Here is a 23,634-nt window from a genome sequence, read left to right as displayed (position 1 = left end):
CCAGATACTAAATACTACTCTTTGATTCCGTCCAGATTAACGTCATAGATCATTCTTTCCTGGATATGATTATATTCCAGCAACTCCCCGTCATCAAACCAAATCTTTATTTCCTTGGCGGATTCTTCCGGGTTGCCCGAAGCGTGGATCAGATTGCGGACGCTCCGCTGGTCAGTATCGGCCGCCTGATAAGAATCAATGGTAAAGTCGCCGCGGATCGTACCGATATCCGACGAAAGCGGCTCGGTCTCGCCGGTCAATTTGCGGACAATGGCGCAAGCCTGGTTCCCTTCCCAAACCATGCAGATCACCGGGCCGGCCGACAAATATTTGGCATTGGATTTCAAAACCGCCCAGCCGTTATCCCGGTTGGTTTTATAAGGAGACACTAAACCTTTTTTTTCATAAGCTGCCCGGGCTTTGGCGCCGACCGATTCCAGCCATTCATCGCCCCCGACTTCATGATAATGCTTGACTGCGTGCTCTTCGGTAGGAATGACCATTTTTAAAGCGACCAATTTCAAACCGACCCGCTCGTAGCGGCGAATGATCTCGCCGATCAGCGAGCGCTGCACGCCGTCCGGCTTGATGATCACTAAAGTTCTTTCTCTTTTGACGATAGCCATAAGTATAATGATGAATAGTTAAAAAAATAATTGGTCCGAAACCAACATTTTGTTCTGATATTATCTTAAAGGAAAAAAGATAAAAATGCAAGAAAAAAGCCGGGCCCCCTGGTCCCGGCTAATAACGTAATTAAATCGACTTTTCATTTTTGGCAGCGATTTTTGCAACGATAGCAGTCATCGCAGATGCCGATATTCAGCTTTTCCGCTGTCACCCGGTTTAAGGTCGGTACGCTAAGGTAAAACAACGAATCCAAAGCAAGTCTTTGCCTGATTTGAGAAATGGTCCGGGCATGAGCCATTAATTCCTGATTGGTGGGAAAGGCCATTCCGCCGTGGCAAGGATTTGTTATTGCCGGAAAACTGACGGCTGCTCCAATCAACTTAGCTTTCGCCTCCCTGACCCACCGGGCAATCCGCCGCAAAGTATTGCCGCGGACAATGCTGTCATCGGCCATAATCGGACTGCGCCCCTTCACCTGATCGCGGCGCAAATTATGCTTGCCCCGGATAATTCGGTCGCTTTCTTTATTGTTAAGCGCCGTGAATGAACGGTCTTGCACATTATCGGAGAAATTTTTGGTTCGCGCCAAGGCTTCCAAATATTCGAGATTCAAACCGTAGGCAAGCCCTTTGGCGAAATATTCTCCCGAATCAAGGATAGGAATGACACAATCGAATCCCCGCTCTTTTACTTCGTCGCGAATATCATCAGCCATGGCCAAGCCGACAGCATAACGATAATCCTCGACATAGCAGCCGTTGATCCGGCTGCGCGGCCGCATGAAATAGATCGGTTCAAAAACGCAAGAATGCGGATCGGGCTTGGCATATTGGACGCTGCGCGGAACTTGGTCTTTTTCGAAAACCAACATTTCTCCGGGGTTGACCTCGCGCCAATATTCCGCGCCGGGAATCTGATCAATCGCGAAAGTTTCCGAACAAGCGATGTAGCCTTTTCCCAGTTTAGCCAGAGCCAGCGGGCGAGTCGCGCGATAATCCTTGATCACAAAACTCTTCTCCTTAAAAACTGCAATCAAAGAATAGGCGGCAGGAACCCGCTTCAGCGCATAGCGGATAGCTTTTTCCACGTCATTTTCTCCGGATTGTGCCATTAAATGATAGAAAATCTCGGTGTCCGAATTAGTGGAAAAAACCGCGCCGCGCTTAAGTAACTTTTCCCGCATCGCTTGAGCTTCATACAATGTCCCGTTGTGAGCCATCGCGCATTCGCCGCATTTTATTTCCAATAAAAACGGCTGAACGTTACTGGTCTTATTGGCTCCCCCCATCGTGGCATACCGGTTGTGGCCCAAGACGATCCGGCCGGGAAACTCCTGGCGGCAGCGCTTTTTGTCGTAACCGAGGAATTCCAGACTGACCTTGCCGACTCGCCGGCGGGAATAAAACTGATTGTGATGCAAAGAAATGGCTCCGGCGCCTTTTTCGCCGCGGGGCTCCAATGCCCGCAGTGACCGAATGCAATTAAAGGCGGCGTCGTCGATGTCAAAGCCGAAAAAAACACCGCAATTTTCGGGAAACATTTCCCGCAGATCGAAATCAAGTTCGTCTTTTACCGAGCCGTCAAGGAAATAATATGACATAGCGCATCCCTCCAGGTTGTTGATATATGAACAAAAAGTACTTTCAATTTAATCCGAGCTAATCATCTTAAGCCTTTTGGGTAAAAAATTCAAGGGCAAAAAATCCCTTCTTGCCTGCCCCGCAAAGCGATAGCGATGCGTGGGGGAGGGGTTCCGCCAGCTGGCGGAGTGCCTCGGCGACGGGGTGGGTTTATTCCTGACATTATTATTAAAATCTTTGCTACTTTTTTTAAAAAAAGTAGCGCAAAAAACTGCTCGCAGGTGAAAATTTCCTATCACTCCGCTAGGAAGCCTAGCAAAATTGCTATTCTTGCCCGCTTTTCTTTATTAAAATTATAATAAGGAAGCGGACTTCGGACAACGCAATTTTGCACGGCTTCTACGCTCGTGACTTAACGGAAATTTTCAATGCTCGCGGTAATGAAATTAATTTATCATCGAACTTCTGCAAAAACTTTACTTTTGACTTTTTACTTCAATTTTATTTCCATCGCTTTTGATTTTAATTGTGCCGTTTAAATCGGTGCGGAATGTTTGTGCGCCGATCTTAGCGAGGCGCCAGAGCGTGTCCGGTTTGGGAAAGCCGAACTGATTATCCGGGCCGCATTCGATCACGGCGATTTGCGGCGAGACGGCGCGGAGAAAATCGAGCGACGAGGAAGTTTCCGAGCCATGATGGCCGACTTTTAAAACGCCAGCTTTTAAATCAATTTTTTCGGCAAGCAATTCGGCTTCGGTCTTATTGCCGGCATCACCGACGAACAAAAAAGTTTTGTTTTTATAGATCAATCTGGCGACGATCGAGTCTTCATTCAGGTCCGCGCCCAAATCATTTTTGTCCGGATAAATAATTTCCAAAATCAGATCAGGCCCTAAAGTTATCTTTTCCGGTCCGGCAACGATAATTATCGGCGTCTTTTTTTCGGCGCGAACTTTTAAAAATTCTTCAAACGGCGGCGCATATTCCCCTCTTGGGAGGGGTGCCGAGCCCAGCGAGGCGGGGTGGGTAAGTGCGGCCGTCATCAAGATTCTTTCCACCTGATATTTTTTTAAAATATCAATCAGACCGGAAACATGGTCATCGTGCGGATGAGTATTGATGACTAGATCGATTTTTCGATCCAGCCAAGGCAGATTTCTCCCCAGCTCACTCATCACTTTATTATCCGGCCCGCCGTCGATCAAAATCGTCTGGCCGTACGGCGTTTTGATCAATTCCGCGTCGCCTTGCCCGACATTCAGAAAATCCACTTCCAGTAATTTTTGCGGATGATAAAAAAATAAAAAAAGGCAAAAACTTATTAAAGCCAATGCCGCGCCAAAAATAATTAAAACCTTTGTCCTCCTTTGCATATTTTAATTATAGCAAAAAGATTCAAGCAAATAAAAAAGGGTCTTGCTCGCTAAAGCAAAACCCTCGAACTGTTTCAACTCTTGATAACGATCAGCCGTGGAAAAAGCCGCGAGTCTGATCGTCCGGCGTCAGATAGAGCGGGATGCCGGCATCCTGGCAGAATTTAATGATCGGCGGGTCTTTCGACATTGAGGTAACCCGGCTAGTGCTCAATATCGCGGCGATGCCGGCTTTGATCAGCGCTCCCGGAGCATCGGTTACGAGGAAAAAGCTGTCGCTGGCCGATACACTCCCGTGCAGATCATGAAGTGATCGCGTCGAATTGGCAATGCCCAAATCAGCCGCCGCGATCCTTGATTGTTGCGCCACCGCCGCCGCAAACAGGGTAAAATCTCCCCCGATCGCGATGGTGTTGCTCGTGCAGCAATCAATTATCGCTTTGAGGAATACCATGTCTTTTTCCTGCTGGATTGTGGCCTGGCCGTATTTGGCAACGTACGGCATGCTCATCTGAAAAATGAAAGTAAAATTAGGCTGGAGCAGGAAATCCTGACCACGCAGATAACGGAAGTGAAGTGCCCGATCAAGACAGTCGCGGCCAAGTGTCGCCAGGGCCGGACAAACTATCAAGGGACATTTGCCCTTTTTTCGCTCGAACGCCTTGATGGCTTCAGCGGTAAAACCCGGTGCCATAACGCCGTCAATAATCCGCCTGCCTTCCGGATTATTGTAATGGAGTATCAGCTCGGCTATTTTTCCATCCACCAGGAAATTGAGGTCCATCACTGCGCCATTTACCGCCAGCGGATCTCCTTTCAAAGTCCGGATAACGGCTTCTTCACGATCCCCGTGAACGGCACAACCGCAGGGGTTGCCGTGCTTTACTGCCGTCACCAAATATTGTATCTCCCCGAAATTACGGACGAAAGATTCCACCAGATGCGTGAACAAAAACCCGCCTCTCTGGAAGTCATTGTAATTGTTATAGCTCGGCGCTGATCCTCCCACTTGCTTCAAATTGGTAAGCTTGAGCGGATCATCGGCAGTCACAAACGGATTACGATAAATGGCCGCTGGTTTTTGCCAGCCATTTTCTCCGTAGCGGCAAAACTGGTGTCTCCTGCCCATGAATCCCTTATACTGCCCGCCGGTCAAGCGGTCAGCCAACTCCAGCAAATAATGGCTCAAGTAAAAGCACGGCGTCCCGATCAGATAAGCCAGCCATTGCGCGAACTTCTTCATAACAAAACCTCCATTAGGTTTAGTGATTGATGATAGGATTTAACGAATTGATTTTCAAAAGGACAACATCTTAAATTATCACTACTTCAGAGATAAGTCAAAATTAAAAGGAGTTTCGCTTTTGGCAAAACTCCCCTGTTTATACGCGCGGTCTGAAATCAACAATCACCACTCGGCCTGCGGACTTGGTACGCCCTAATCGTCTCTGCTGCGGAAATGTCCTGGAAGAAACGATTAATGGCCCCATCATAGGCTGATAATATCCCGAAAGTCTTTATAGCGGCCTTATATCTCATCTCGTAAGTTGTTGCGCCTTTATTTTCTTTCAATTTCTGTAAAAAATCATCATAGTCGCCGACTTCCGGAAGGATCATTACGCGCAACCAATTCTTGGCCGCCGCTCGCAAGGCTGAAGGTCCGCCGACGTCGATATTGCCCCGGGCTAATTCCAAAGATGCCGGGTTTCCGTCATTGACTGCGGCCTTTTCGAAATCGTAAAGATTCACTATCAACAAATCGATGGGAACCGCTTTTTCCCTTTCCATATCAGCTGCATGGCTCTGGCAATAAGTTTCCGTCAGATATCCCAAAAACATCTTGTGGTGCAGGCTTTTTACCAGGCCTCCGGCTATCTCCTTCATCCCAGTGTAGTTGGAAATTTCTTTCAAAAAAAGCGAGGATTCCGATCCCAGCTCCGTTGAGAGATGAGAAAAAGTTCCTCCGGTAGAAATTATATTTACTTCCGGAACAACCTCAATTAATCCGTTAACCAAGGCTGTCAATTTGTCTTTGTTCGTTACTGAACAAAAAACATTTTCGACCATCACCCGATCATTAATTTGTTCCACGGGTCTAATCATACAAACCCCTTTCTGTGGGTTATTGGTTAATGTTTATTCACTAATCAATTGATTCAATTTTCCAAAGGACGACATTCAAAATTATCATATCGCCCGGATAAAGTCAAAACAAAAAAACCAATCCGGCTGAAATTAAAAAAGCATTTCGCGGGAAATGCTTTAGTTTGAATTATCGGACGACCCGCTTTTTAAAAAGCGGGCGGACGAATAGAATATACATCATCGTCGATTGGACTGAAAGGAATACCAGCGGTTGGGCGGCTTCGGCAAATGTCCAGTGCTTGACCGCCGCGATCTGAATCAGGCAACCGACCCACATGATCATCCAGCCCAACCCATTTTCAGACTGGGGATTTTTCCAGGCGGATGCGAAAGTCGGATAAGAACCGATCAGATTGGCAGCCAGACAAGTGGATATGCCGAAATTAGAATCGCGGAAAATCATCCAGAGAATTATACCGACGCCCGCGCTGCCGAGGCAAAACATATCCATCCGCTTCCAACCGGGATAGCCAAACTTCAGGACCAGGAAAAAAATTATCCAGTTTCCCAAAAAAGCGGCGGCGATTTGAGCGTTGACTGTTCCCTGATTGATCATCCCGGCAAAGATTACCGAGTCGAGAATCGACCAGATCAGCCAGGATATTTTTCTCGGATCGCTTTGGCGGCGGCAGATAGCTATGCCATAAGGAATCAGGCCGCTGATGAAAATCAAGCCGGCAATCGTCGTCAGGAAAAAATCACCTTTCATGGCAGCCTCCTTTCTTGGAATGAAAAAAAATTACCGCCTACCGCAGATCGACAAATACTTCACGCGCCGGATTAGCGGCCCAGCCCAAGGTTTTCCGGTGATGGTCAATAATGCCATCATTTTCAAATTGATTGAATATTTTCCAATCGCCGGAGAGCAGCGGAAACTGATTCTTGCGGATCGAGATTTTCCAGACCGCCGTCCAGCAGGTGGCTTGGCGCTCCGGTTCGTCATGAATCTCGATGCCGATGAAGTCGGCTTTCTTATACTCGGCTAATTTATTTTGTCCGAAAATTTCCGTCGTCAGCCGGTTGAAAATATTTTTCGGCTGGTCGGTTATTCGCCCGGCGACGCCGACGATCTGATACTTTCCTTGCCAGGCCTGTTCTTCCGCCGAACGTTTTTTTAAGGCGTATCCGATCGGAGTTCCCAGCAGGGAGCGGACCTCGACAATCATTTCGACACAGGGATAGATTCCGCCGATACCGACGCAATACGGAAAGATCGCCAAGGGGACATACCCTTTATTCTCCCGCCGATGTGCGAAAACTTTGTCGGCGAGCATTTTGAAAACGTCTCCGAGTTGGTCGAGCGGAGAATTCTTCAGGGCTTGAAAAAAATTTGCCTCCATATTATCACTCGTTTCTATTTGGTTAAAGGTTGTAAACGTGCATTCATTGACGAAAAATATTATCATTTTTTAATTAAACTGTCAATTGCGCCGAATCTTCAAACAAAAAACGCCCGATTAAGGGCGGTCTTTGCACCGCAGTCCCGCGGCGGCTTGTCCCGAGTTTGCCGAGGGAAGACTGCGGCGGAGCGCAAATTTTAAAGCTATTTGGCTTTTTTCATCTTGTTCAGACGCAGATTGAGGCGGGACTTGCGGCGGGCGGCGGTGTTTTTCTTGATCACGCCTTTCTGGGCGGCCTTGTCCAAAGCTTTCATGGCTTGTTTGACCAATTCGGCGGCCTTGGCATTCTTAGCCTCGATCGCCTTATGCGATTTCTTGATCAAGTCCTGGATATGGACTTCAATATTATTATTGAAGGCGCGGCGCTTGATGTTCTTGCGATACTCTTTCGCGGCAGATTTAATATTCGGCATAGTTATGTTAGAATATGGAATTTGCCTTCGTCCCTAGCTCAGGCCGAGGGGGAATATGGAATTTGGAATAATCCAAATTTTATTTTCCGACTAATCCCAGCTTCTCTATAATTAATTTATAATTAATAATTTATAATTTGTAATTTTCTGTGTCGGGCTGCTGGGAGTCGAACCCAGACTACATGCTCCCAAAGCACGCGTACTACCGCTATACTACAGCCCGGCGCGTAGCATTTGCCCGGCAAATCGTAAATCGAAAATCTGAAATCGGAAATGTGGTTTCGGAAGGCATCGTTTCCGTAGCGAAACCGGAAAAATCAGAGATAGAATTTTTTGGATTTTTCGAGACGTACTCGCGTACGTTGAGAAAATCCGAAAAATTATAGCCTGATTTTTACGGTTGCAGCAGGAAAAAGATGCCTTCCGAAACCACTCCTGTGCCGAGGGTGAGAATCGGACTCACAACACAGCGATTTTCAGTCGCTTGCTCTACCACTGAGCTACCTCGGCTCGCAAGCAATTAAAAATTACAAATTACAAATTTAAAATTAATTTTTAATTTGTAATTGATAATTTATAATTGATCTAGTTGCGGGGGCCGGATTTTCCGCCAAAGGCGGACCACCCTCTGGGTGGGAACCGGCGACCGCTTAGTCTTTTCAAAATAAAATATTTACTTTTACCGTCTCTGTTGCGGGGGCCGGATTTTCCGCCAAAGGCGGACCACCCTCTGGGTGGGAACCGGCGACCGCTTAGTCTTTTCAAAATAAAATATTTACTTTTACCGTCTCTGTTGCGGGGGCCGGATTTGAACCGGCGACCTCCAGGTTATGGGCCTGGCGAGCTGCCACTGCTCTACCCCGCGATGAATTTAAATTTTAAATTTTTAGATTAAGCTGTCCCGCCTTCGCTCATCTTCAGTGGGCTGCGCCCACCGAAGCCGAGCTTCGGCGAGGCGAAGGTGGGCAATGATGGAATCGAACCATCGACCTCGTCATTATCAGTGACGCGCTCTAGCCATCTGAGCTAATTGCCCGAAAAAAATTTATCTCTCTATAATATTTAATTTTAATTTACCTCGTCTTTCAGCTTGCCTCGCCGAAGCCATCAGGTGAAGGCGGATGGCCAGCTGCTTGCCCCGCCTTCATGGCGGGGAGCTAATTGCCCTTTGTCCGCCATAACTTTAGCGGCGGCGGACTATTTATCCGCCAAAACTGCATTATGAATATAAAAAAGAGCCCCCATAAAGCTGATGACAATATAACAAGAACACCTGAATAACGCAAGGGGCGTTATGCGTTCAAAATTTAACTATTTTTTCAAATTCCGCTTCATCCTGGAACGGCCCGATCACGGCCAGATTCAATTTTTCATTCTTAAAGATGTCTTTGGCGACGCGGCGGATGTCTTCAGCCTTGATCTTGTCGATTTTAGTGAAATATTCTTCCGGCGTCAGCAAAGCTTCCTTCAGTACTTCCCGCTGCGCGTACCAGTTGGCCACATTGTCCGAGGCCTCAAAACCGATTACGGTGCGGCCTCTGATCAGATCCTTGGCGCGCTTCAATTCTTCCTTGCCGACCAATTTAGTGCGCAATTTTTTATATTCGCTCAAAATAACCTTGACCGCCTGATCTTGTTTGCCGACCGGAATTCCCGCCTGCGTCGTCAGATAACCGGTATCAGTATAAGTTTCGGCGGTAGTGTGAACAAAATAAGCCAAACCTCTTTTTTCCCGCAACTCGCTGAACATCCGGGAGCTCATTGATCCGCCCAATAAAACCGCCAGCACTTTCAAAATTATTTTATCTTCATGATAAGTGTCATAAGCGCGCACCCCCAAAGAAATGATCGCTTGGTTGCCTTCCTTATAATGCATTCTGACCGCCGGTACTCTTTGCGCGTCAGCCGTGCGGATCTTGTCTTTAAAAGGCGAGCGGGGCATCTTGCCGAAATATCTGGCGGCCAGCCGTTCCGTTCTTTCATCGATATTTCCCGCCAGACACAGTACGGCCGAATTGGCGCCGTATTGTGAAGTGAAATAATTCATGAAATTCTGGCGCTTAAAAGCCTGAATATTGGCCTTGGTGCCGGCGATCTCTCTTCCGGCCGGCGTATCGCCGTAAAGACAGGCTTCAAAAACATCTTCAATGTACATCATCGGATTTTCATGGTACATATTGATCTCCTCGATGATCACGCCTCTTTCTTTATTGATCTCGGTGCTGGAAAATTCCGAATTTAAAAGCATATCGGACAAAATATCCATGGCCAGGGCGATCTTGGAACTGTCGACTTTGATCCAATATCCGGTATACTCTTTGGCGGTAAAAGCGTTGTATTCGCACCCCAAGGCATCCAAATCGCTGGAAAGTTTTTGGGCATTGGGCCTTTTTTTCGTGCCCTTAAAAAACAGATGCTCGAGAAAATGCGAAAGCCCGCTCATCGACAAGCTTTCGTACTTCGCGCCCGTACCGAACATCACCATCGCCGTGACGGTCTTGGTGCCCTGGATCGGCGCCGTGATCAATTTCAAACCGTTATCCAAAAGGCTGCGGTTATACGCGCCGGCCGCGGCAGCTTCGAAAGTCTGCGGTCTGACGATCTCCACGCCATCCCCGGCTTTGATCCTTAGCGCGGTACGCTCGGCGATCTTTTCTTCAAACGATTTGCTCGCGGTTTTGGCCCCCGATCTCTTCCTGCCCTTCGCTCCGCTTCTGATCCGCACTTGCCGCAAATTAACCGCGTTGTCGTCTTTTGGCTCGTCGGCGAATTGCTCCGGTTGGGAACTTCTGATCACCACCGCCTGCTCCGGCGGCTCTTCTCTTTTTTTGCTCATTTTTAAACTGGCCACATTCTTTTTTATCTTAGAAAATTTCTCCTCAACCTTATTCAAAAAAGAATGCGAAGGCGGAATTTCACCGGGGCCCAGCTCTCCTTCGGTTTGCCGCAATTCTTGCCAAGTCTCGGCTTCTTCAGCTTCTGTTTGCCGGGAACCCTTACTATCGAGCCGGATATGAACTTGCTGCTCTAACTGTCCGCGCTCCAGATCGGCTTTTCTTTTTTTCAAATCCAATCTGTCGATTTTAACTTTAGCCATAATATTTATTTAAACTTTTATAAACAAAGCCGATCGAGAGCCAAAATAATAAAATTCCGAAATGCAGGCTCCAAAGATAATGATCGAACATCATTATTATAACTAAAATCGAGAGTATCGACAAGTTTAGAATAATTTTTTTTCGGAACGAGCCGACGAATAAATAAACCAGCAATGCCGTAAAAAATAACAGGCCGAAAATTCCGCTCTCCGACCAGACCAGCAGAAAAACATTATGGACCGGATTAAGCTTGTCCCAGCTGCGCTGCGGATCTTTTTCCGCGAGCGCCTTGGTATAATTGCCGATCCCTGAGCCGAAGAGCCAATTTTTTTTGATCAAACCGAGCGAATCGTCCTGATACGTTTTTCTTTCGGAAATTGATTTAAGTTCCAGCCGAGACGTGTCTTGAGCGCGGGTGATGAATAAATCCTGATAATTGAAAAAAATGATGCCAAACAAAACAGCCGCCATAACCGCTATTAATCCCAACCGCTTTAACGCCGGCCGATCCTTTTTAAACAGATAAAAAATGACCGATAAAATCAGGCCAACCGCCAAAGCCAGCGCCGCCGAACGGGAAAAAGTGAAAATCAAAGCGGCAAATAAAGTAAAAAGTAAAAAGTAAAAAGTAAAAAAATTTATAATTTTTAATTTGCCTGCCCGTGGCCACGGTGCGCGGCCAGGGTAATTTGTAATTTTGTTTTTTTCAAAGTAACTTTGTAAATAAATGCAGACCAAAATTGTCAGTCCTATCGCCAAAAGCCCGCCGAGAATATTCGGGTGATCCAGCGAGCCGTAAGCGCGGAGCCAGCGCTCGGGAATGCCGCGCGCGTCGAGGGTTTCAATCACCGAAACTCCTAGATCGCTGGAATAATGGATAGCCAGCCCGAGCCATTTAAAAGCAAAAGTATTCTGCAGCAAAAACTGCCCGATTGCCAGCCCCCCCTGGATTATCAGGCTCGAAAAAAAAGCGATGGCTAATTTGGTTCGGCTGTATTCGGCTTTGATGATCAGCCAAAACAAACCCAATCCCAGCAAAAACAAAACATAGCGATAAGCCGCCAAAATAGTATCCGGCGCAAAAAATATCGAAAGAAAAAGGAACAAATCCAGTCCGGACAAAATAATAATAATTCCCCTCCCCGGGAGGGGTGGCGCCGCCGCGGCGACGGGGTGGGTTATCGCGGGTTCCACAACAGCCCCCTTATTATCGCCTGAACTTTTTTTCTGCCAATATGAAATAAGAAATAAAATCAATAAACCGATCAATAAAATATCCGTCCCATACAAAGCGATCGTCCCGTATTCCCAATCGCCGCCGCCCAGATTTCCTTGCCGTAAGATCAGCTTCGTCTGCCAAGGCAAGAGGAAAACCAAGGCATACAATCCATATTCAATCATTTTTTGTAACTTTTGAAACATTTCAAAAAATTGGAATTATGAATTAAGATTTAAGAATTAAGTTTATTTCTTCTCTCTTCCCTGGCCGCGTCCCGCATCCGCGGGCAGGCTTTCTTAATTCTTCTCTGAAAAATTCGCGCCGATCATTCTCGTGGAATTTTAACATCCGATCATTGATAACCACGCGCGTATCGCCCAGCGCCGCCATTTTTTTGACTAAAGGCGAAATTTTCCACCATTGGATTTTTTTGGCGATTTTTTCAAGCCAGTCAGTCCCCTCTCGAGAGGGGTGGCGCGTCCCTGACGCGACGGGGTGTGTTATGATCGTTAAATCATTATCGCTGTTAATTCGCCATCGCAGCACCGGCTGCTTCGGCAAAATATTGGGAAAAATATTTTTTAACCAGGAATTGGCCTGCCAGAATTTATTATAACAATCTTCGCCGTAGATCGGCTCCAAAAAACCCAGCCAATAATAAAAATACGGGTCGGCCATGTCCGTAGGCCCGCAATATTTTGCGGGCTTTAAGGCGATATTTTCCAGATTTAAATTATCTTCACTAAGATAAAAACTTAAACAAACTCGATCGGCGGTTTTTTTGCCGCGGGCTCGCCGATGAAATAGATCTAAAATTAATGTAGCGAAAAAACGAGTAAGCCAAAGCCTTTTTGGACTGGTAATGATGAAAAAATCAATGTCCGATTCCGGGCGATAATAAAAATTATTGCAGACCGCCACCATCTTCACGCTCGGGATAAAATGCAGCAGCCAGGCGGCCCGCTTGGCGATCTTAAATTTCTTCTCGCTCAAATAAAAAAATTCCCTTCTCTTTTCGATTAACTCCTCTCTTCCGGGCAAAAAATAAAAACCAGAATATTCCCCTCCCTGGAGGGGTGTCCGCCCTGGGCGGACGGGGTGGGCATCCCCTCTCGAGAGGGGTGCCGAGCCCTGCGAGGCGGGGTGTGTTACGGCTGATTGTGCACCAACATCATTTCTCACGTTCATGCTTAACACACCCCGTCCCGCCGCGGCGGCGGTCCACCCCTCTCGAGAGGGGAATTTTTCCATCAACTCCCCCAATTCCGCCTTCACTGGCAAAAACCGCCAGATTTCCATGGCGGTCGGCGGATAATCGAAAATATCCAGAAAAAACAGGGATTTTATAATGTCTTCTTGACTAACCATTGACAAAATTAATAAAAAATGGATAATATACCATTATAACAGAATTGGTTCCTTACATTTCAAAAAGGAGATAAAAAATGGTAACTCAAAACCTCATCCTCGGCGTCGTGTTCTTTCTTGCGACTATCGTTTTGCTTGTCATGGGAATAATGCATGTTCATCCTATTAATTACTATGCCGGGAGTATTCTCTGCTTACTGGTGAGCGGATTTTGCTATGCTGAAAATGGATTAGATATGGCCAAAAAAGAAATCCTGAAAAAACTTGATGAGAAGTTTGGCTCTACTAAAACCGAAGAAAAAAAGAACCATAGCGCGGGATAAACAATCATCCAATGATCCGCCACACAGCCTTCAACTTACCGAAGGCTGTTTTTATTTTTCCTTTTTTCTTTTTGTCCTCCTCCCTTTTGTCATCCTGAGCGCCGCGCGAAGGATCTATTTTGTAAAAACATATAATTTCGCCGAACAAGATTTTAATCGATTGGCTCTATTACAACCTTAGAGTTTCTAAATTCAGAAAATAAATATCCCGCTTACTGTAAAATAGATCCTTCGTCATCAGCCGCGACGGCTTCCTCCTCAGGATGACAAAAAAGAAAGAATGTCGAAAAATTTCTTACTTTTAACTTCATACTTCTTACTTCATTCCTCTCCTTTTGGTCTTTCCAACTCAAGCACTTCTATTTTTGATTCATCGCCCGCCCCAGTCATTCGACGGGGCCTCCGGCTTCTTAGTACAATTAAAAATCATTCCTCGTTAATTTTTGGCCTCTCAAGCTCCAACGGCTCAATATCCGACTCGCCTCCGGTGATGCGGATAACGTCTTTATCGACTTTTTTAAATTCTTTATAGGCGGAATTGTAATGATTGACGGTCGTGGACAAGGAATTGCCGAGCTTCTTGAAATAATCATCATAGGCGACAAGATGCCGGCCGAGTTTTTCGACGTTCTCCTGAATTTCCTTGGCCGTCTCTTCGATCTTCATCGCCTTCAAGCCCTGCAAGACGGTTTGCAGATAAGCCAGGAACGATGTCGGCGAAACGATAATGACTTTCTTGTCGCGGAAAGCATATTCGATCAGGTCGCGCGTGTTTATTTTCACCGCGCCGACTTTATTGATCAGCAAATCATAATAAATCGCCTCGCTCGGGATGAACATAAAGGCAAAATCCATCGTCCCCTTTTCCTGCTTGATATATTTGGAAGTTTCATCAATGCGATTTTTCAGATCCTGCCGGAAAACTTTTTCCAAATTTTCCCGCTCAGCCGCGTCAGAAGTATCCAGGATCTTCTGATAATTTTCCAGAGAAAATTTGGAATCGATCGGAATTATCTTATCTTTGACAAAGACGACCGCATCGACGATCAGATCGGCTTTCCCCTCTTTATCTTTGCCCAATTTGTATTGCATCTCATAAGCGTTAGGCGGCAGAACATTTTTCAAAGTTTCTTCCAAAAAGAATTCACCTAAGATGCCACGCTGTTTGGGATTTTTCAAAATGTCCTGCAAATTCTGCAGCTGGCCGGAAAAGTTGACCACTTGCTTATTGGTCTCGTCCAGCTTGGCCAATTTTTCTGACACTTCCGAAATAACTTTCTGCGATTGGACGTGCATCTCCATCATCATCTTATTCGCCTGCCCGGTCACGCCCTGCATCAAACCGGCGGTCTTGCCGAACTGGTCCTGCGTGGTCTTATAGGCTTCGGAAAGTTTGGCATCGAGCGCTTTGCGCATCTCTTCATTCTGCGCGCCCAGATTCGCCAGCCGCTCCATCATCGCGGCGATCTTTTCGTCGTTCCCGCCGCTTTTTTTACTTAACAATAAATAAATAATTACGGCCAAACCGACAAGCAAGATGATTGCCAAAAAATTCTGCATATAAATTAATAAAAAATTAATGTTTTATTACTCAATTTTATCACTTTATTAAGCTGACATCAAGCAAGCAATAGGGTTGTTTGGCTCACCATAATTTACAAAATTATATAGAATCATTATAATAATATATGGCTAAAATTAAATAAAATTAGACACAATATGACTAATACTCTTGACATATTTTATATTTTATGCTATACTGATAATATCAAAAATAATTCTTGCTCCTCATAAACCAAACCAGCCCTTGAAAAAAGGGCAGAAAGAAAGAGGCGTATATGTTTACAAAGATTTTGGGGAAGATTACTGATTCGCTCGGAATTCTCGCAATTGCGATAACATTCGTCGCTATGTTCTTAAGCCCTGTCTTTTCCCAGGAAACGCAGATTATCCTTTCCCCCAACATTCAAGTCGAATGTGAAAACATGAACAACGTAGTGATTCAGGAAGAAGGAGTATCGGTCAGCGAAGGCACTTACATTGCCACGGCTGGTCAGGCCAATGTCATGCCGACCGCAACCATCATCGGCATTGCCCACCGCACCGACACGGTCAATTTGTCGGTTCCGAAAATCGTCAAGGCCAAAATGGTTCCGCTGATTTCCGACAAGGAAGTAGCGGAAATCGAATTTCAGGCCAAGGCGTATCTCGCGATGCGGAAAGACCGGATTGCCAACGCCGGCCATCGTCTGCCTACCCGGAAGGAAATCCAGGAGCAAACGAAAAAAGAATTGGCAGAACGATCGGCTGAAGCGATGAGAATAGCCAACGGCTACTAAAAAAACAAGTCCACCTGTAACAAAAAGGAACAACTTCGGTTGTTCCTTTTTTCTTTGTCTAAAAAATTATTCCCAAAATCCAAAATGCCGCAAAGCCGGAATAACGTTCGGCCCGAGCTCTTCTTCTTTTAGATCTTCGAGCGGAATCCATTCCCATTTTTGGATATCCGCGCCGGGTTTTATTTCTCCGATCCGCTCGGCCAAATAATGGACCAAGATCACATCAAGTTTTCCGGCCGGAGTTTCCTTGACCGCGTGAGTGATAAAAGGTTCATGGTCGATCACTTTTATGCCGATCCCCATTTCCTCTTTTACTTCTCTAGCCGCGGCTTCCTCCAGGTCAAGATCAAAATCCTCGACTTGTCCGCCGCAGAATTTCCAAAAAGTTGTGTCGCCGTGCTTATTCAAAAGCACTTGGCCGTTTTCCACGATCACCGGACCGGAAACAATGATAATTTTAGTCATAAAATTAGTCAATGTCATTCCCGCACCAAGGATGATCCAGAAAATTATCTATTATGAATCTATCTGGATTCCCGCCGACGCGGAAATGACAAACTGTTATTTCAAACACCTTAACTCAAAATAAATCTCGTCATAGATGTTGAATAAAAATATTTTCAGTAATTTCTTGCCGGGAAGCAAATTTCTTAACCGATGGCGCCAATCAACCGAATAATTGTAAAATTCCACTTTTTCCACCTTAAAGCGGACCCGCGAATAAAAAGAAAAATAATGCTCATCGGAAAAATAAGAAAAGGTGTCTTCGGTGAAAAAATTTTTGTGCGTCGGATCCTTGAAAGCGGCGTCGCTCTTGGCGTAGGGCACGCGGATCTTTATTATTCCGTTCGGCTCGAGAATGCGATGAATTTCTTCCATGGTCGGCAATAAAGAAGCAACATGCTCTAAAACATTATCAGCCATTATTTCCGCAACTGAATTATCGGCAAAAGGGTAAGGCCGGATATCCAGATCATGGATGATGTCGGTCGCTTCAGTTTTTATCCGATCCACCCCAAGGAAACCAGGAAGCCTTTTTTGGCCGCAGCCGAGATTTAGTTTGATTATCATAATAAAATTTCAAATAAAATTCCCGCAAGAGTTTGGCGTCGTCGAGCGCGTGATGCTCGCGGTATTTATGCCAATCAATGCCCATTTTTTCAAAAGTGCCGTCGCGGTCGGCATCGCCGAAATCTTCCGGATTTTTCCCTAACGCGAAAAACATCGAGGCGATATCGATCGTGATCCAATGGAAAATATTGGTCTTTCCCGGACCGATGATATTCTTTAAATAGACGGCATCGTAATTATCAATGTAAGAAAGCAGGAATGGCGTACTGGAGCCGGCGAATTTTTTTATTCTTTCCACCGCCTCGGCCAGACTTATTTTTTCGCCGGACAATTTAGGCAAAACATTCTCCTTCACCCATTCATCCGGTTCCGCGGCTGATTCCAATTCCAAATACAATTCTTCGCCGTTCATCTTCACCATCCCGATTGACAAAAGCTCCCCTCTTTTCGTATCGAAAGAAGAAAACTCCGAATCAAAAAAAATTATATTATCGGAAAAAGGTTTCATAAAAATTATTTTATCCCAAGTAAAATTTTAAGTTCGGTAATGGCCGCGGCCAGATCTTCCTGCGGCTCCCAGCCCAAAAGTTCGCGGGCCTTGGAGGTATCGGCCAAGCTGTCCCGCGGCTCCAAGCGCGCCGGAATATTGACCGTTGGCCCGCCGATCAAAGCGGCAATCTCGTTGACCGAATGATTATGGCCGGCGCCGATATTGATCACTTCGCCCAGGCCGACTTTCTCGCTTTCGGCCGCCAGGATATTAGCCCGGACAATATCGCGCACATGAGTGAAATCGCGGGTTTGTTCGCCGTCGCCGGTTATAGTCATAGCCTCGCCGTTCTGCCACTGGCGCAAAAATTTGGCGATCACCAAAGCGTAAGCGCCTTCCGGATCTTCGTGCGGTCCGTAAACGTTAAAATAGCGCAAGGAAACAGTAGGCAGATTATAAACCTCGCTCCAAAGGCGGCAATAAAGTTCGCCGATATATTTTTGCAGACCGTACGGACTTTTCGGCAAAGCCGCCATGTCTTCCGTTAAGGGCATTTTGATCTGATCGCCGTAAGCCGAGCTGGAAGCCGAATAAACCAATTTTTTAACTCCTGCCTCGGCAGCGGCGAGCAACACGTTGATCGTGCCTTCAACATTGACTTTATTCGTTTCCCGCGGATGCTCGATGGAATATTGGACTCGCGGCAAAGCGGCCAAATGAAAAACATATTCCGCATCCTTGAAGATCGGCTTGATCAATTCCTGCTCGGTAATATCTAAAACATGCAGAGTCGCCCGGGAATTGACGTATTCTCTTTTTCCGGCGACAAGATTGTCGATGACCTGGACGTCAAACCCGCGTTCGACGAGCGCGTCGACCAAATTGGATCCGATGAATCCGGCCCCGCCGGTCACCACGGCTTTTTTACTCATAAATTAATTTTTGATGATTTTATTATTATTTTTAAATATCACAATTTATTTTACTCCGTTGAAAAATATTGCGGCTCTCTTTGCTAAATTTTTATCTCGCATTGCGAGCAGATTCAAACATGCTAATGCCGCATTATACATCCCCACTTCATCAATGCCGGTATTTAATAACGGGACATTACGGGGAATCGTTGCTATGGAAAGCAAACTATCCGCGCCGCCAATGCGTTTTCCGCTTAGTCCGACGCCAATAACGGGAATTGCCGAAATTTTTAAATACCCGGCTATGACCGCGGGCAAATTCGCCGCTGAATTAGCAAGCGCGATAATTACATCTGTTTTTTTCTTACCCGACCGTATGCTGTTAAGCAATTTTATTAATCCTCGCAAATTTCTGTGGCAAGAATTTACCTGGATCATATAAGGCACATCAAGACTATTGAAAATCTCTTCGATTTCATTCAAGTATTGTTTGTCGTTTTTACTTCCGATAATAATTCTCACCATACTGTTTAATCTGTTTCTTGATGCTGCTATTTTAAAATTTTTTACTCTGATTGGCGTGAACAATTTTCATAATTAAGAATATTTATTTTTATTCCCAATTTTTTGGCAATTTTTAAAACTTTTTCTTTGCTACCGACGTAATTAATTACTTTTTTAGCGTCCCGTTCAAACCGCCAGCGTTCAATATTTTTTAACTTATCCAAAATTTGTTTAATCTCAATCTTAGTCGGCGCCCTGAAACCAAGGGAAACAAAGCGAATCACGGCGTAGATATCGATCGGATGGATAACTTGGGTTCGCAACTTTTTATCTCTAAGATCGGCCAGGGCATGCGGTACGGCAACAATATGCTTCTGCCAATCACTTTGAAAAGCCTGGACAATGGGCAGAGCTATTCCATTGATGGTAAAATTTGCCCGCTTTTTTAAAAGACTTAAGATCTGCCCATGTTCGCGAAGCACCATATCGATCCACAAACAATCATTAAGGGTTCGCGGCTTTTTGACCAACGGTTTTTTTAAAACCATTTTCCCAAAAACTTTTGATTTCTTCCCCGAAATAAATCCGATAGTTTTTAATTTTTTGATAAATTTTTTATAATCGCCAATCACCACTAAATCATAATCGCGTTGCGGTAACCATTTACCGAATAATTTATGATACAGGGCATTGCGTGCCGCGCCACCATACAAATAAACCCTGGTACCGCGGGGAATAATATCAACGATAGAATGCAACACCTTCTGGTCATTAATATTGCGAAAAAATATTTTTTTATCCGACTTATTTTCCATGGCATTTAATTCATTTTGTCATCCTGAGCGTGTCGCGAAGGATCTATTTTTCGGTAAGTGCGGATTTTCTCGAAAAAAATTTTTAAAATTAATATGCGAACCTCTCGGATAATAGATCTTTCACTCCGCTTCGCTCCGTTCAGGATGACAAAAAAATTTCTTACTTCGCACTTCTAACTTCTTACTTCTATTTTCCGCAACATTTCTTATATTTCTTACCTGATCCATCCCCCTTCGCTCCGCGGCGGAGCTTCGGGGGACTCCGCTCGCTTTATACAAAACTCAAGTTATCTGCCGCAACAATTTTTATATTTGACCGGCGAGCCGTCTGATTTTTTCGCTCCGCACGGACACGGATCATTTCGTCCGACTTTTTCGCCGGCGGCATTGAGTACTTTTTGTTTGACATTGTCAAAGGCGCTGCGGCCATCAGCGGAGGCTTCGGCGGTTTTGGCCGGAGCGGAAAAAGTCCGCGCCCGCTGCAACAGATTCGGCGCGGAAAAACCCAAAGCCGAGAGGCCTTGCGCCGAGCCGAATTTATAAATTCCATAGACCACTTCTTTCTGGATCAGATTATTCAGTTCCGAGAACATCCGATAAGCTTCTTTCTTATATTCCACCAGCGGATCGCGCTGGCCGTAGCCGCGCAAACCGATCCCCCGCCGCATATAATCCATCGAATCAAGATGATCGACCCAGAGCGAATCGATCGAACGCAATAAAATATTTTTCTCGATATCGCGCCAATCCAAACCGGCATCCGCATAATCTTTTTCCATTTTGCCGTAACGCTCGCCGCTCAGCCCGACCAGATGCTCGATAATCTTCGTCCGCACCATCGCCTTTTCCAATCTTTTCGTCTCATCGGCAATGCCGGTAAGATCAGCTTTCAGCTCGCTCTGAACCGGGAAGATCGAGTTCACCACCTCATAAATCTCATTGATATTCCAAGTTTTGATATCCTCGGCGGCGGTATGGAAAGAAACCACTTGTTCAATTTCTTCTTCCACCATTGCCAAAATTATTTTCGATAATTTTTCCGGTTCATTTTCCGCGGTGGCCAGAATTTCGTCGCGGCGGCGATAGATCGTTTCGCGATGCTTGTTGATCACGTCGTCGTATTCCACCAGATGTTTGCGCATGTCGAAATTGTTGGCTTCCACTTTTTTCTGCGCCGTCTCGATCGAACCGGTGATCATCCGGTTCTCGATCGGCATATCCTCGGGCAATCTTAAAGTCGTCATCAGTTTTTTCATCCGGTCGCCGCCGAAAATGCGCATCAAATCGTCTTCGCAGGAAAGATAAAACCGCGACATGCCCTCATCGCCCTGGCGCCCGGCGCGGCCGCGCAGCTGATTATCGATGCGCCGCGCCTCGTGGCGCTCGGTGCCGATCACGTATAGGCCGCCCAAAGCTTTAACCTTGTCAGCTTCCTCTTTCCGGGCCGCGAGCTGTTCCGGGGTCAGATCCTTTTCCATCTGTCCGCCCAAAATAATATCGACGCCGCGGCCGGCCATATTGGTCGCCACCGTGATCGAGCCGAGTTTACCGGCCTGGGAAATGATGCGCGCTTCCCGTTCATGGTTTTTGGCATTCAAAAATTCCGGCTGCAAGCCTTCGCGGCGCATCAGTTCGGACAGCAGTTCGTTTTTCTCGATTGAGATCGTACCGACCAAAATCGGCTGGCCCAGCGAATGCCTCTCTTTAATATCCCTGATCACCGCCTGAAATTTTCCCAGCTCGGTTTTATAGACCAGATCGTTCAGGTCTTTTGTGATCATCACTTTATTGGTGGGAACAATGACTACCTCTAATTTATAAATTTTGGCGAATTCTTCCGCTTCGGTCACGGCCGTACCGGTCATACCGGCGAGTTTTTTATACATGCGGAAATAATTCTGAAAAGTGATGGTCGCCAAAGTCTGCGATTCGCGCTGGATCGCCACGCCTTCCTTGGCTTCGATCGCCTGATGCAAGCCTTCGCTATAGCGGCGGCCCGGCATCAAGCGGCCGGTAAATTCATCGACGATTAGAACTTCGCCGTCCTTGACGACATAATCTTTTTCGCGATGGAAGATCACTTCCGCCTTTAAAGCCTGCTCGATATGATGAACTTCACCGATGCCTTTTTCCACGTAAATATTGCCGATGCCCAGCCAGCCTTCCATCTTTTCGATGCCGCCTTCAGTCAAAGTGACGGCGCGCATTTTTTCATCGACATTATAGTCTTCGTTCTCTTTCAAACGGCGCACCAGATCGGCGAATTTAAAATATTTATCGGTTGATTCCTCGGCCGCCGCGGAAATGATCAGCGGCGTGCGGGCTTCATCGATCAAGATCGAATCGATCTCGTCGACGATGGCGTAATTCAAGCCGCGCTGGACTTTATCCGCGAGAGTCGGAACCATGTTGTCGCGCAGATAATCAAAGCCGAATTCATTATTAGTGCCATAAACGATATCACAGGCGTAGGCTTCCCGGCGATCGGCTTGGCGGAAATGGGCCAGGCGCTCATCATATTTTTCTTCTTCGTTGATATAATTGGCGTCATAAATGAACGAGGCTTGATTGACGATCACGCCGACCGAGAGTCCCAAAAAATTATAAATCGGCGCCATCCAGCCGGCGCCGACGCGGGACAAATAATCATTGACGGTAACCAGTTGCACGCCGCGGCCGGTAAGCGCATTAAGATAAAGCGGCAAAGTCGCTACCAAAGTTTTTCCTTCGCCGGTTTTCATTTCCGCGATCTGACCGCGATGCAGAACGATGCCTCCCATCAGCTGGACGTCAAAATGCCGCTGATTTAATTTTCTCTTGGCCGCTTCGCGCATGACGGCGAAAGCATCGGGAAGAATTTCATCCAATTTTTGCTTCACGGCCGTTTCAATCTCATCTGGCCCCGCAGCAGTCTCCGCCTCGGGACTGCTGCGTTTGCCGGTGATTTCCGACAAGCGATTTTTCAAAACTAAAGTCTGCCCGGCGAGTTCTTCGTCGGACATCTTAGCGTATTTTTCTTCCAATTTATTTATCTCGGCAACGATCGGCTCCAATTCCTTAACAACTTTCTCGTTCGGATCGCCGAAAATCGCAGTCAAAAAACTCATAACAAAAAAGTAATAAGTAAAAAGTTAAAAGTAAAAAACGATTTATTTATTACTTATTACTTTTTACTTCTTACTTTATTTAACTTCCCGTAATTTCTCCTTAAACTTGATAATCTCTCTTTCCATATGATCCTTGACTTTATCGATCGCTTTATACAGATCCTTTTCGGTTTTTTCCACTCTTAACAATTTTCCGTTCAGATCCAAATTGATTTCCGCGCGATAGATCTCGCCCGATTGCTGGCCGCCGACGGCGAGCCCGACTTCGAAATGGCAATTGATCACGGGGATATCGCCGAGATATTTTTCCAGCATATCGACTTTTTTCTGCACGTAATCGCGGATGGCATCGGTTAACTCGATTTTGGTGGCCTTGATTTGGATTTGCATAATCATAATCCGAATCTACCAATGTATCCCAATCTAAGAATTTTTATCAAATTCTGTAATATTAGAAACAAAAGCAAATTCGCTCTTTATTTTTTATTTTTTAACATTCTGCTGAAATTTTACGGCAAAAATGGCCAAAAGTCAATTAAAAAAGGGGTATCTATAAAACAAGACACCCCTGAAACGCAAGCGATCTGTTGCCCCGCTTTAAGCTATAAAGGAGCAATTATCCGGTAGCACCTCTCTCCTGCTACGGGTCGCGGTCGCCATCACGCCGGATTCACTGATTAACAACCAGCTATCTGATCGTATTTGCGCTTTTCTCTACCCTAAACTAAAGAAAGACCGATGTCAATCCAATTCTTCCCAATGGCTGATCTTATGATTTTCATCGAAATAAAACCGGGTATGGATTTTTTCTCCGGTCAAAAGCCGCGACAGCCAATAACGGTCAT

At 45.9% G+C, this 23,634-nt stretch carries 22 protein-coding genes and 4 tRNA genes; 2 read left to right on the top strand and 24 right to left on the bottom strand.

The genetic code is table 11. The features are described 5' to 3' along the window. Positions 1-14: 14 nt before the first annotated feature. The 15 genes from PHE24_04840 to PHE24_04770 form a co-directional block, all read right to left on the bottom strand. Positions 15-626, bottom strand: a complete 612-nt coding sequence (locus PHE24_04840; GenBank protein MDD4902431.1) for a nucleoside-diphosphate kinase — start codon at positions 624-626, stop codon at positions 15-17. Positions 627-769: 143 nt separating this feature from the next. Beyond that, positions 770-2,230, bottom strand: coding sequence for a phosphoribosyltransferase family protein (locus PHE24_04835; GenBank protein MDD4902430.1), 1,461 nt, complete (start codon positions 2,228-2,230; stop codon positions 770-772). Positions 2,231-2,686: 456 nt separating this feature from the next. Next, positions 2,687-3,583 carry a ComEC/Rec2 family competence protein gene (locus PHE24_04830; protein ID MDD4902429.1) on the bottom strand — a complete coding sequence of 299 codons (897 nt, stop codon included), beginning with the start codon at positions 3,581-3,583 and terminating at the stop codon, positions 2,687-2,689. Between the two features lie 91 nt (positions 3,584-3,674). Next, positions 3,675-4,826 carry a hypothetical protein gene (locus PHE24_04825; GenBank protein MDD4902428.1) on the bottom strand — a complete coding sequence of 384 codons (1,152 nt, stop codon included), beginning with the start codon at positions 4,824-4,826 and terminating at the stop codon, positions 3,675-3,677. Between the two features lie 158 nt (positions 4,827-4,984). Further along, on the bottom strand, positions 4,985-5,686 hold the full coding sequence (locus PHE24_04820; protein MDD4902427.1) for a hypothetical protein: 702 nt from the start codon (positions 5,684-5,686) through the stop codon (positions 4,985-4,987). Positions 5,687-5,855: 169 nt separating this feature from the next. Then, positions 5,856-6,437, bottom strand: coding sequence for a hypothetical protein (locus PHE24_04815; GenBank protein MDD4902426.1), 582 nt, complete (start codon positions 6,435-6,437; stop codon positions 5,856-5,858). Positions 6,438-6,474: 37 nt separating this feature from the next. Further along, positions 6,475-7,068, bottom strand: a complete 594-nt coding sequence (locus tag PHE24_04810; protein MDD4902425.1) for a hypothetical protein — start codon at positions 7,066-7,068, stop codon at positions 6,475-6,477. 203 nt (positions 7,069-7,271) lie between these two features. Next, positions 7,272-7,541 carry a 30S ribosomal protein S20 gene (gene rpsT, locus PHE24_04805; protein ID MDD4902424.1) on the bottom strand — a complete coding sequence of 90 codons (270 nt, stop codon included), beginning with the start codon at positions 7,539-7,541 and terminating at the stop codon, positions 7,272-7,274. A gap of 152 nt (positions 7,542-7,693) precedes the next feature. Further along, positions 7,694-7,764: transfer RNA gene (locus tag PHE24_04800), tRNA-Pro, on the bottom strand. A gap of 215 nt (positions 7,765-7,979) precedes the next feature. Further along, positions 7,980-8,051: transfer RNA gene (locus PHE24_04795), tRNA-Phe, on the bottom strand. A gap of 283 nt (positions 8,052-8,334) precedes the next feature. Further along, positions 8,335-8,406: transfer RNA gene (locus PHE24_04790), tRNA-Met, on the bottom strand. A 97-nt stretch (positions 8,407-8,503) separates the two neighbouring features. Further along, positions 8,504-8,577, bottom strand: a tRNA-Ile gene (locus tag PHE24_04785). Positions 8,578-8,841: 264 nt separating this feature from the next. Then, positions 8,842-10,638, bottom strand: a complete 1,797-nt coding sequence (locus PHE24_04780; protein ID MDD4902423.1) for a pitrilysin family protein — start codon at positions 10,636-10,638, stop codon at positions 8,842-8,844. Then, on the bottom strand, positions 10,631-12,040 hold the full coding sequence (locus PHE24_04775) for an O-antigen ligase family protein (protein ID MDD4902422.1): 1,410 nt from the start codon (positions 12,038-12,040) through the stop codon (positions 10,631-10,633). The genes PHE24_04780 and PHE24_04775 overlap by 8 nt, the downstream gene beginning before the upstream one ends. Before the next feature lie 43 nt (positions 12,041-12,083). After that, positions 12,084-13,226 (bottom strand): hypothetical protein, encoded by a 1,143-nt coding sequence (locus tag PHE24_04770; protein ID MDD4902421.1) that lies wholly within the window; start codon positions 13,224-13,226, stop codon positions 12,084-12,086. A 77-nt stretch (positions 13,227-13,303) separates the two neighbouring features. Here PHE24_04770 and PHE24_04765 point away from each other — a divergent pair, with 77 nt between their 5' ends. Beyond that, positions 13,304-13,549 carry a hypothetical protein gene (locus PHE24_04765; protein ID MDD4902420.1) on the top strand — a complete coding sequence of 82 codons (246 nt, stop codon included), beginning with the start codon at positions 13,304-13,306 and terminating at the stop codon, positions 13,547-13,549. A 426-nt stretch (positions 13,550-13,975) separates the two neighbouring features. On the opposite strand, the gene PHE24_04760 is transcribed toward PHE24_04765, so the two are convergent. After that, positions 13,976-15,109 carry a DNA recombination protein RmuC gene (locus tag PHE24_04760; protein ID MDD4902419.1) on the bottom strand — a complete coding sequence of 378 codons (1,134 nt, stop codon included), beginning with the start codon at positions 15,107-15,109 and terminating at the stop codon, positions 13,976-13,978. Positions 15,110-15,387: 278 nt separating this feature from the next. Between PHE24_04760 and PHE24_04755 the strand changes: the two genes are divergently transcribed. Next, the gene (locus tag PHE24_04755) at positions 15,388-15,888 is read left to right on the top strand and encodes a hypothetical protein (protein MDD4902418.1); all 501 of its coding nucleotides are present in this window, start codon (positions 15,388-15,390) and stop codon (positions 15,886-15,888) included. A gap of 66 nt (positions 15,889-15,954) precedes the next feature. On the opposite strand, the gene PHE24_04750 is transcribed toward PHE24_04755, so the two are convergent. From PHE24_04750 to raiA, 8 genes are all read right to left on the bottom strand, one after another. Next, positions 15,955-16,353 carry an NUDIX hydrolase gene (locus PHE24_04750; protein ID MDD4902417.1) on the bottom strand — a complete coding sequence of 133 codons (399 nt, stop codon included), beginning with the start codon at positions 16,351-16,353 and terminating at the stop codon, positions 15,955-15,957. Between the two features lie 96 nt (positions 16,354-16,449). Then, positions 16,450-16,902: a methyltransferase domain-containing protein gene (locus tag PHE24_04745; protein MDD4902416.1), complete on the bottom strand. Its 453-nt coding sequence runs from the start codon at positions 16,900-16,902 to the stop codon at positions 16,450-16,452. Further along, entirely contained in the window at positions 16,883-17,467 is a 585-nt protein-coding gene (locus tag PHE24_04740; GenBank protein MDD4902415.1) for a hypothetical protein, read from the bottom strand. The genes PHE24_04745 and PHE24_04740 overlap by 20 nt, the downstream gene beginning before the upstream one ends. Positions 17,468-17,472: 5 nt before the next feature. Beyond that, positions 17,473-18,381, bottom strand: a complete 909-nt coding sequence (locus tag PHE24_04735) for an NAD-dependent epimerase/dehydratase family protein (protein MDD4902414.1) — start codon at positions 18,379-18,381, stop codon at positions 17,473-17,475. Between the two features lie 45 nt (positions 18,382-18,426). Further along, a complete protein-coding gene (locus PHE24_04730; GenBank protein ID MDD4902413.1) occupies positions 18,427-18,951 on the bottom strand; it encodes an AIR carboxylase family protein in 525 nt (174 codons plus the stop codon). Next, positions 18,930-19,682 (bottom strand): hypothetical protein, encoded by a 753-nt coding sequence (locus PHE24_04725; GenBank protein ID MDD4902412.1) that lies wholly within the window; start codon positions 19,680-19,682, stop codon positions 18,930-18,932. The genes PHE24_04730 and PHE24_04725 overlap by 22 nt, the downstream gene beginning before the upstream one ends. Before the next feature lie 287 nt (positions 19,683-19,969). Further along, a complete protein-coding gene (secA, locus tag PHE24_04720; GenBank protein ID MDD4902411.1) occupies positions 19,970-22,789 on the bottom strand; it encodes a preprotein translocase subunit SecA in 2,820 nt (939 codons plus the stop codon). Between the two features lie 75 nt (positions 22,790-22,864). Continuing rightward, a complete protein-coding gene (gene raiA / locus PHE24_04715; protein ID MDD4902410.1) occupies positions 22,865-23,185 on the bottom strand; it encodes a ribosome-associated translation inhibitor RaiA in 321 nt (106 codons plus the stop codon). Between the last annotated feature and the right edge of the window lie 449 nt (positions 23,186-23,634).

The sequence above is a fragment of the Patescibacteria group bacterium genome (assembly GCA_028707065.1).
Classification (GTDB): Bacteria; Patescibacteriota; Patescibacteriia; order Patescibacteriales; family WJLG01; genus JAQTUZ01.
The sequence above is the reverse complement of the archived record's forward strand: the minus strand, read 5'-3'. Positions and strand labels throughout refer to the sequence as shown.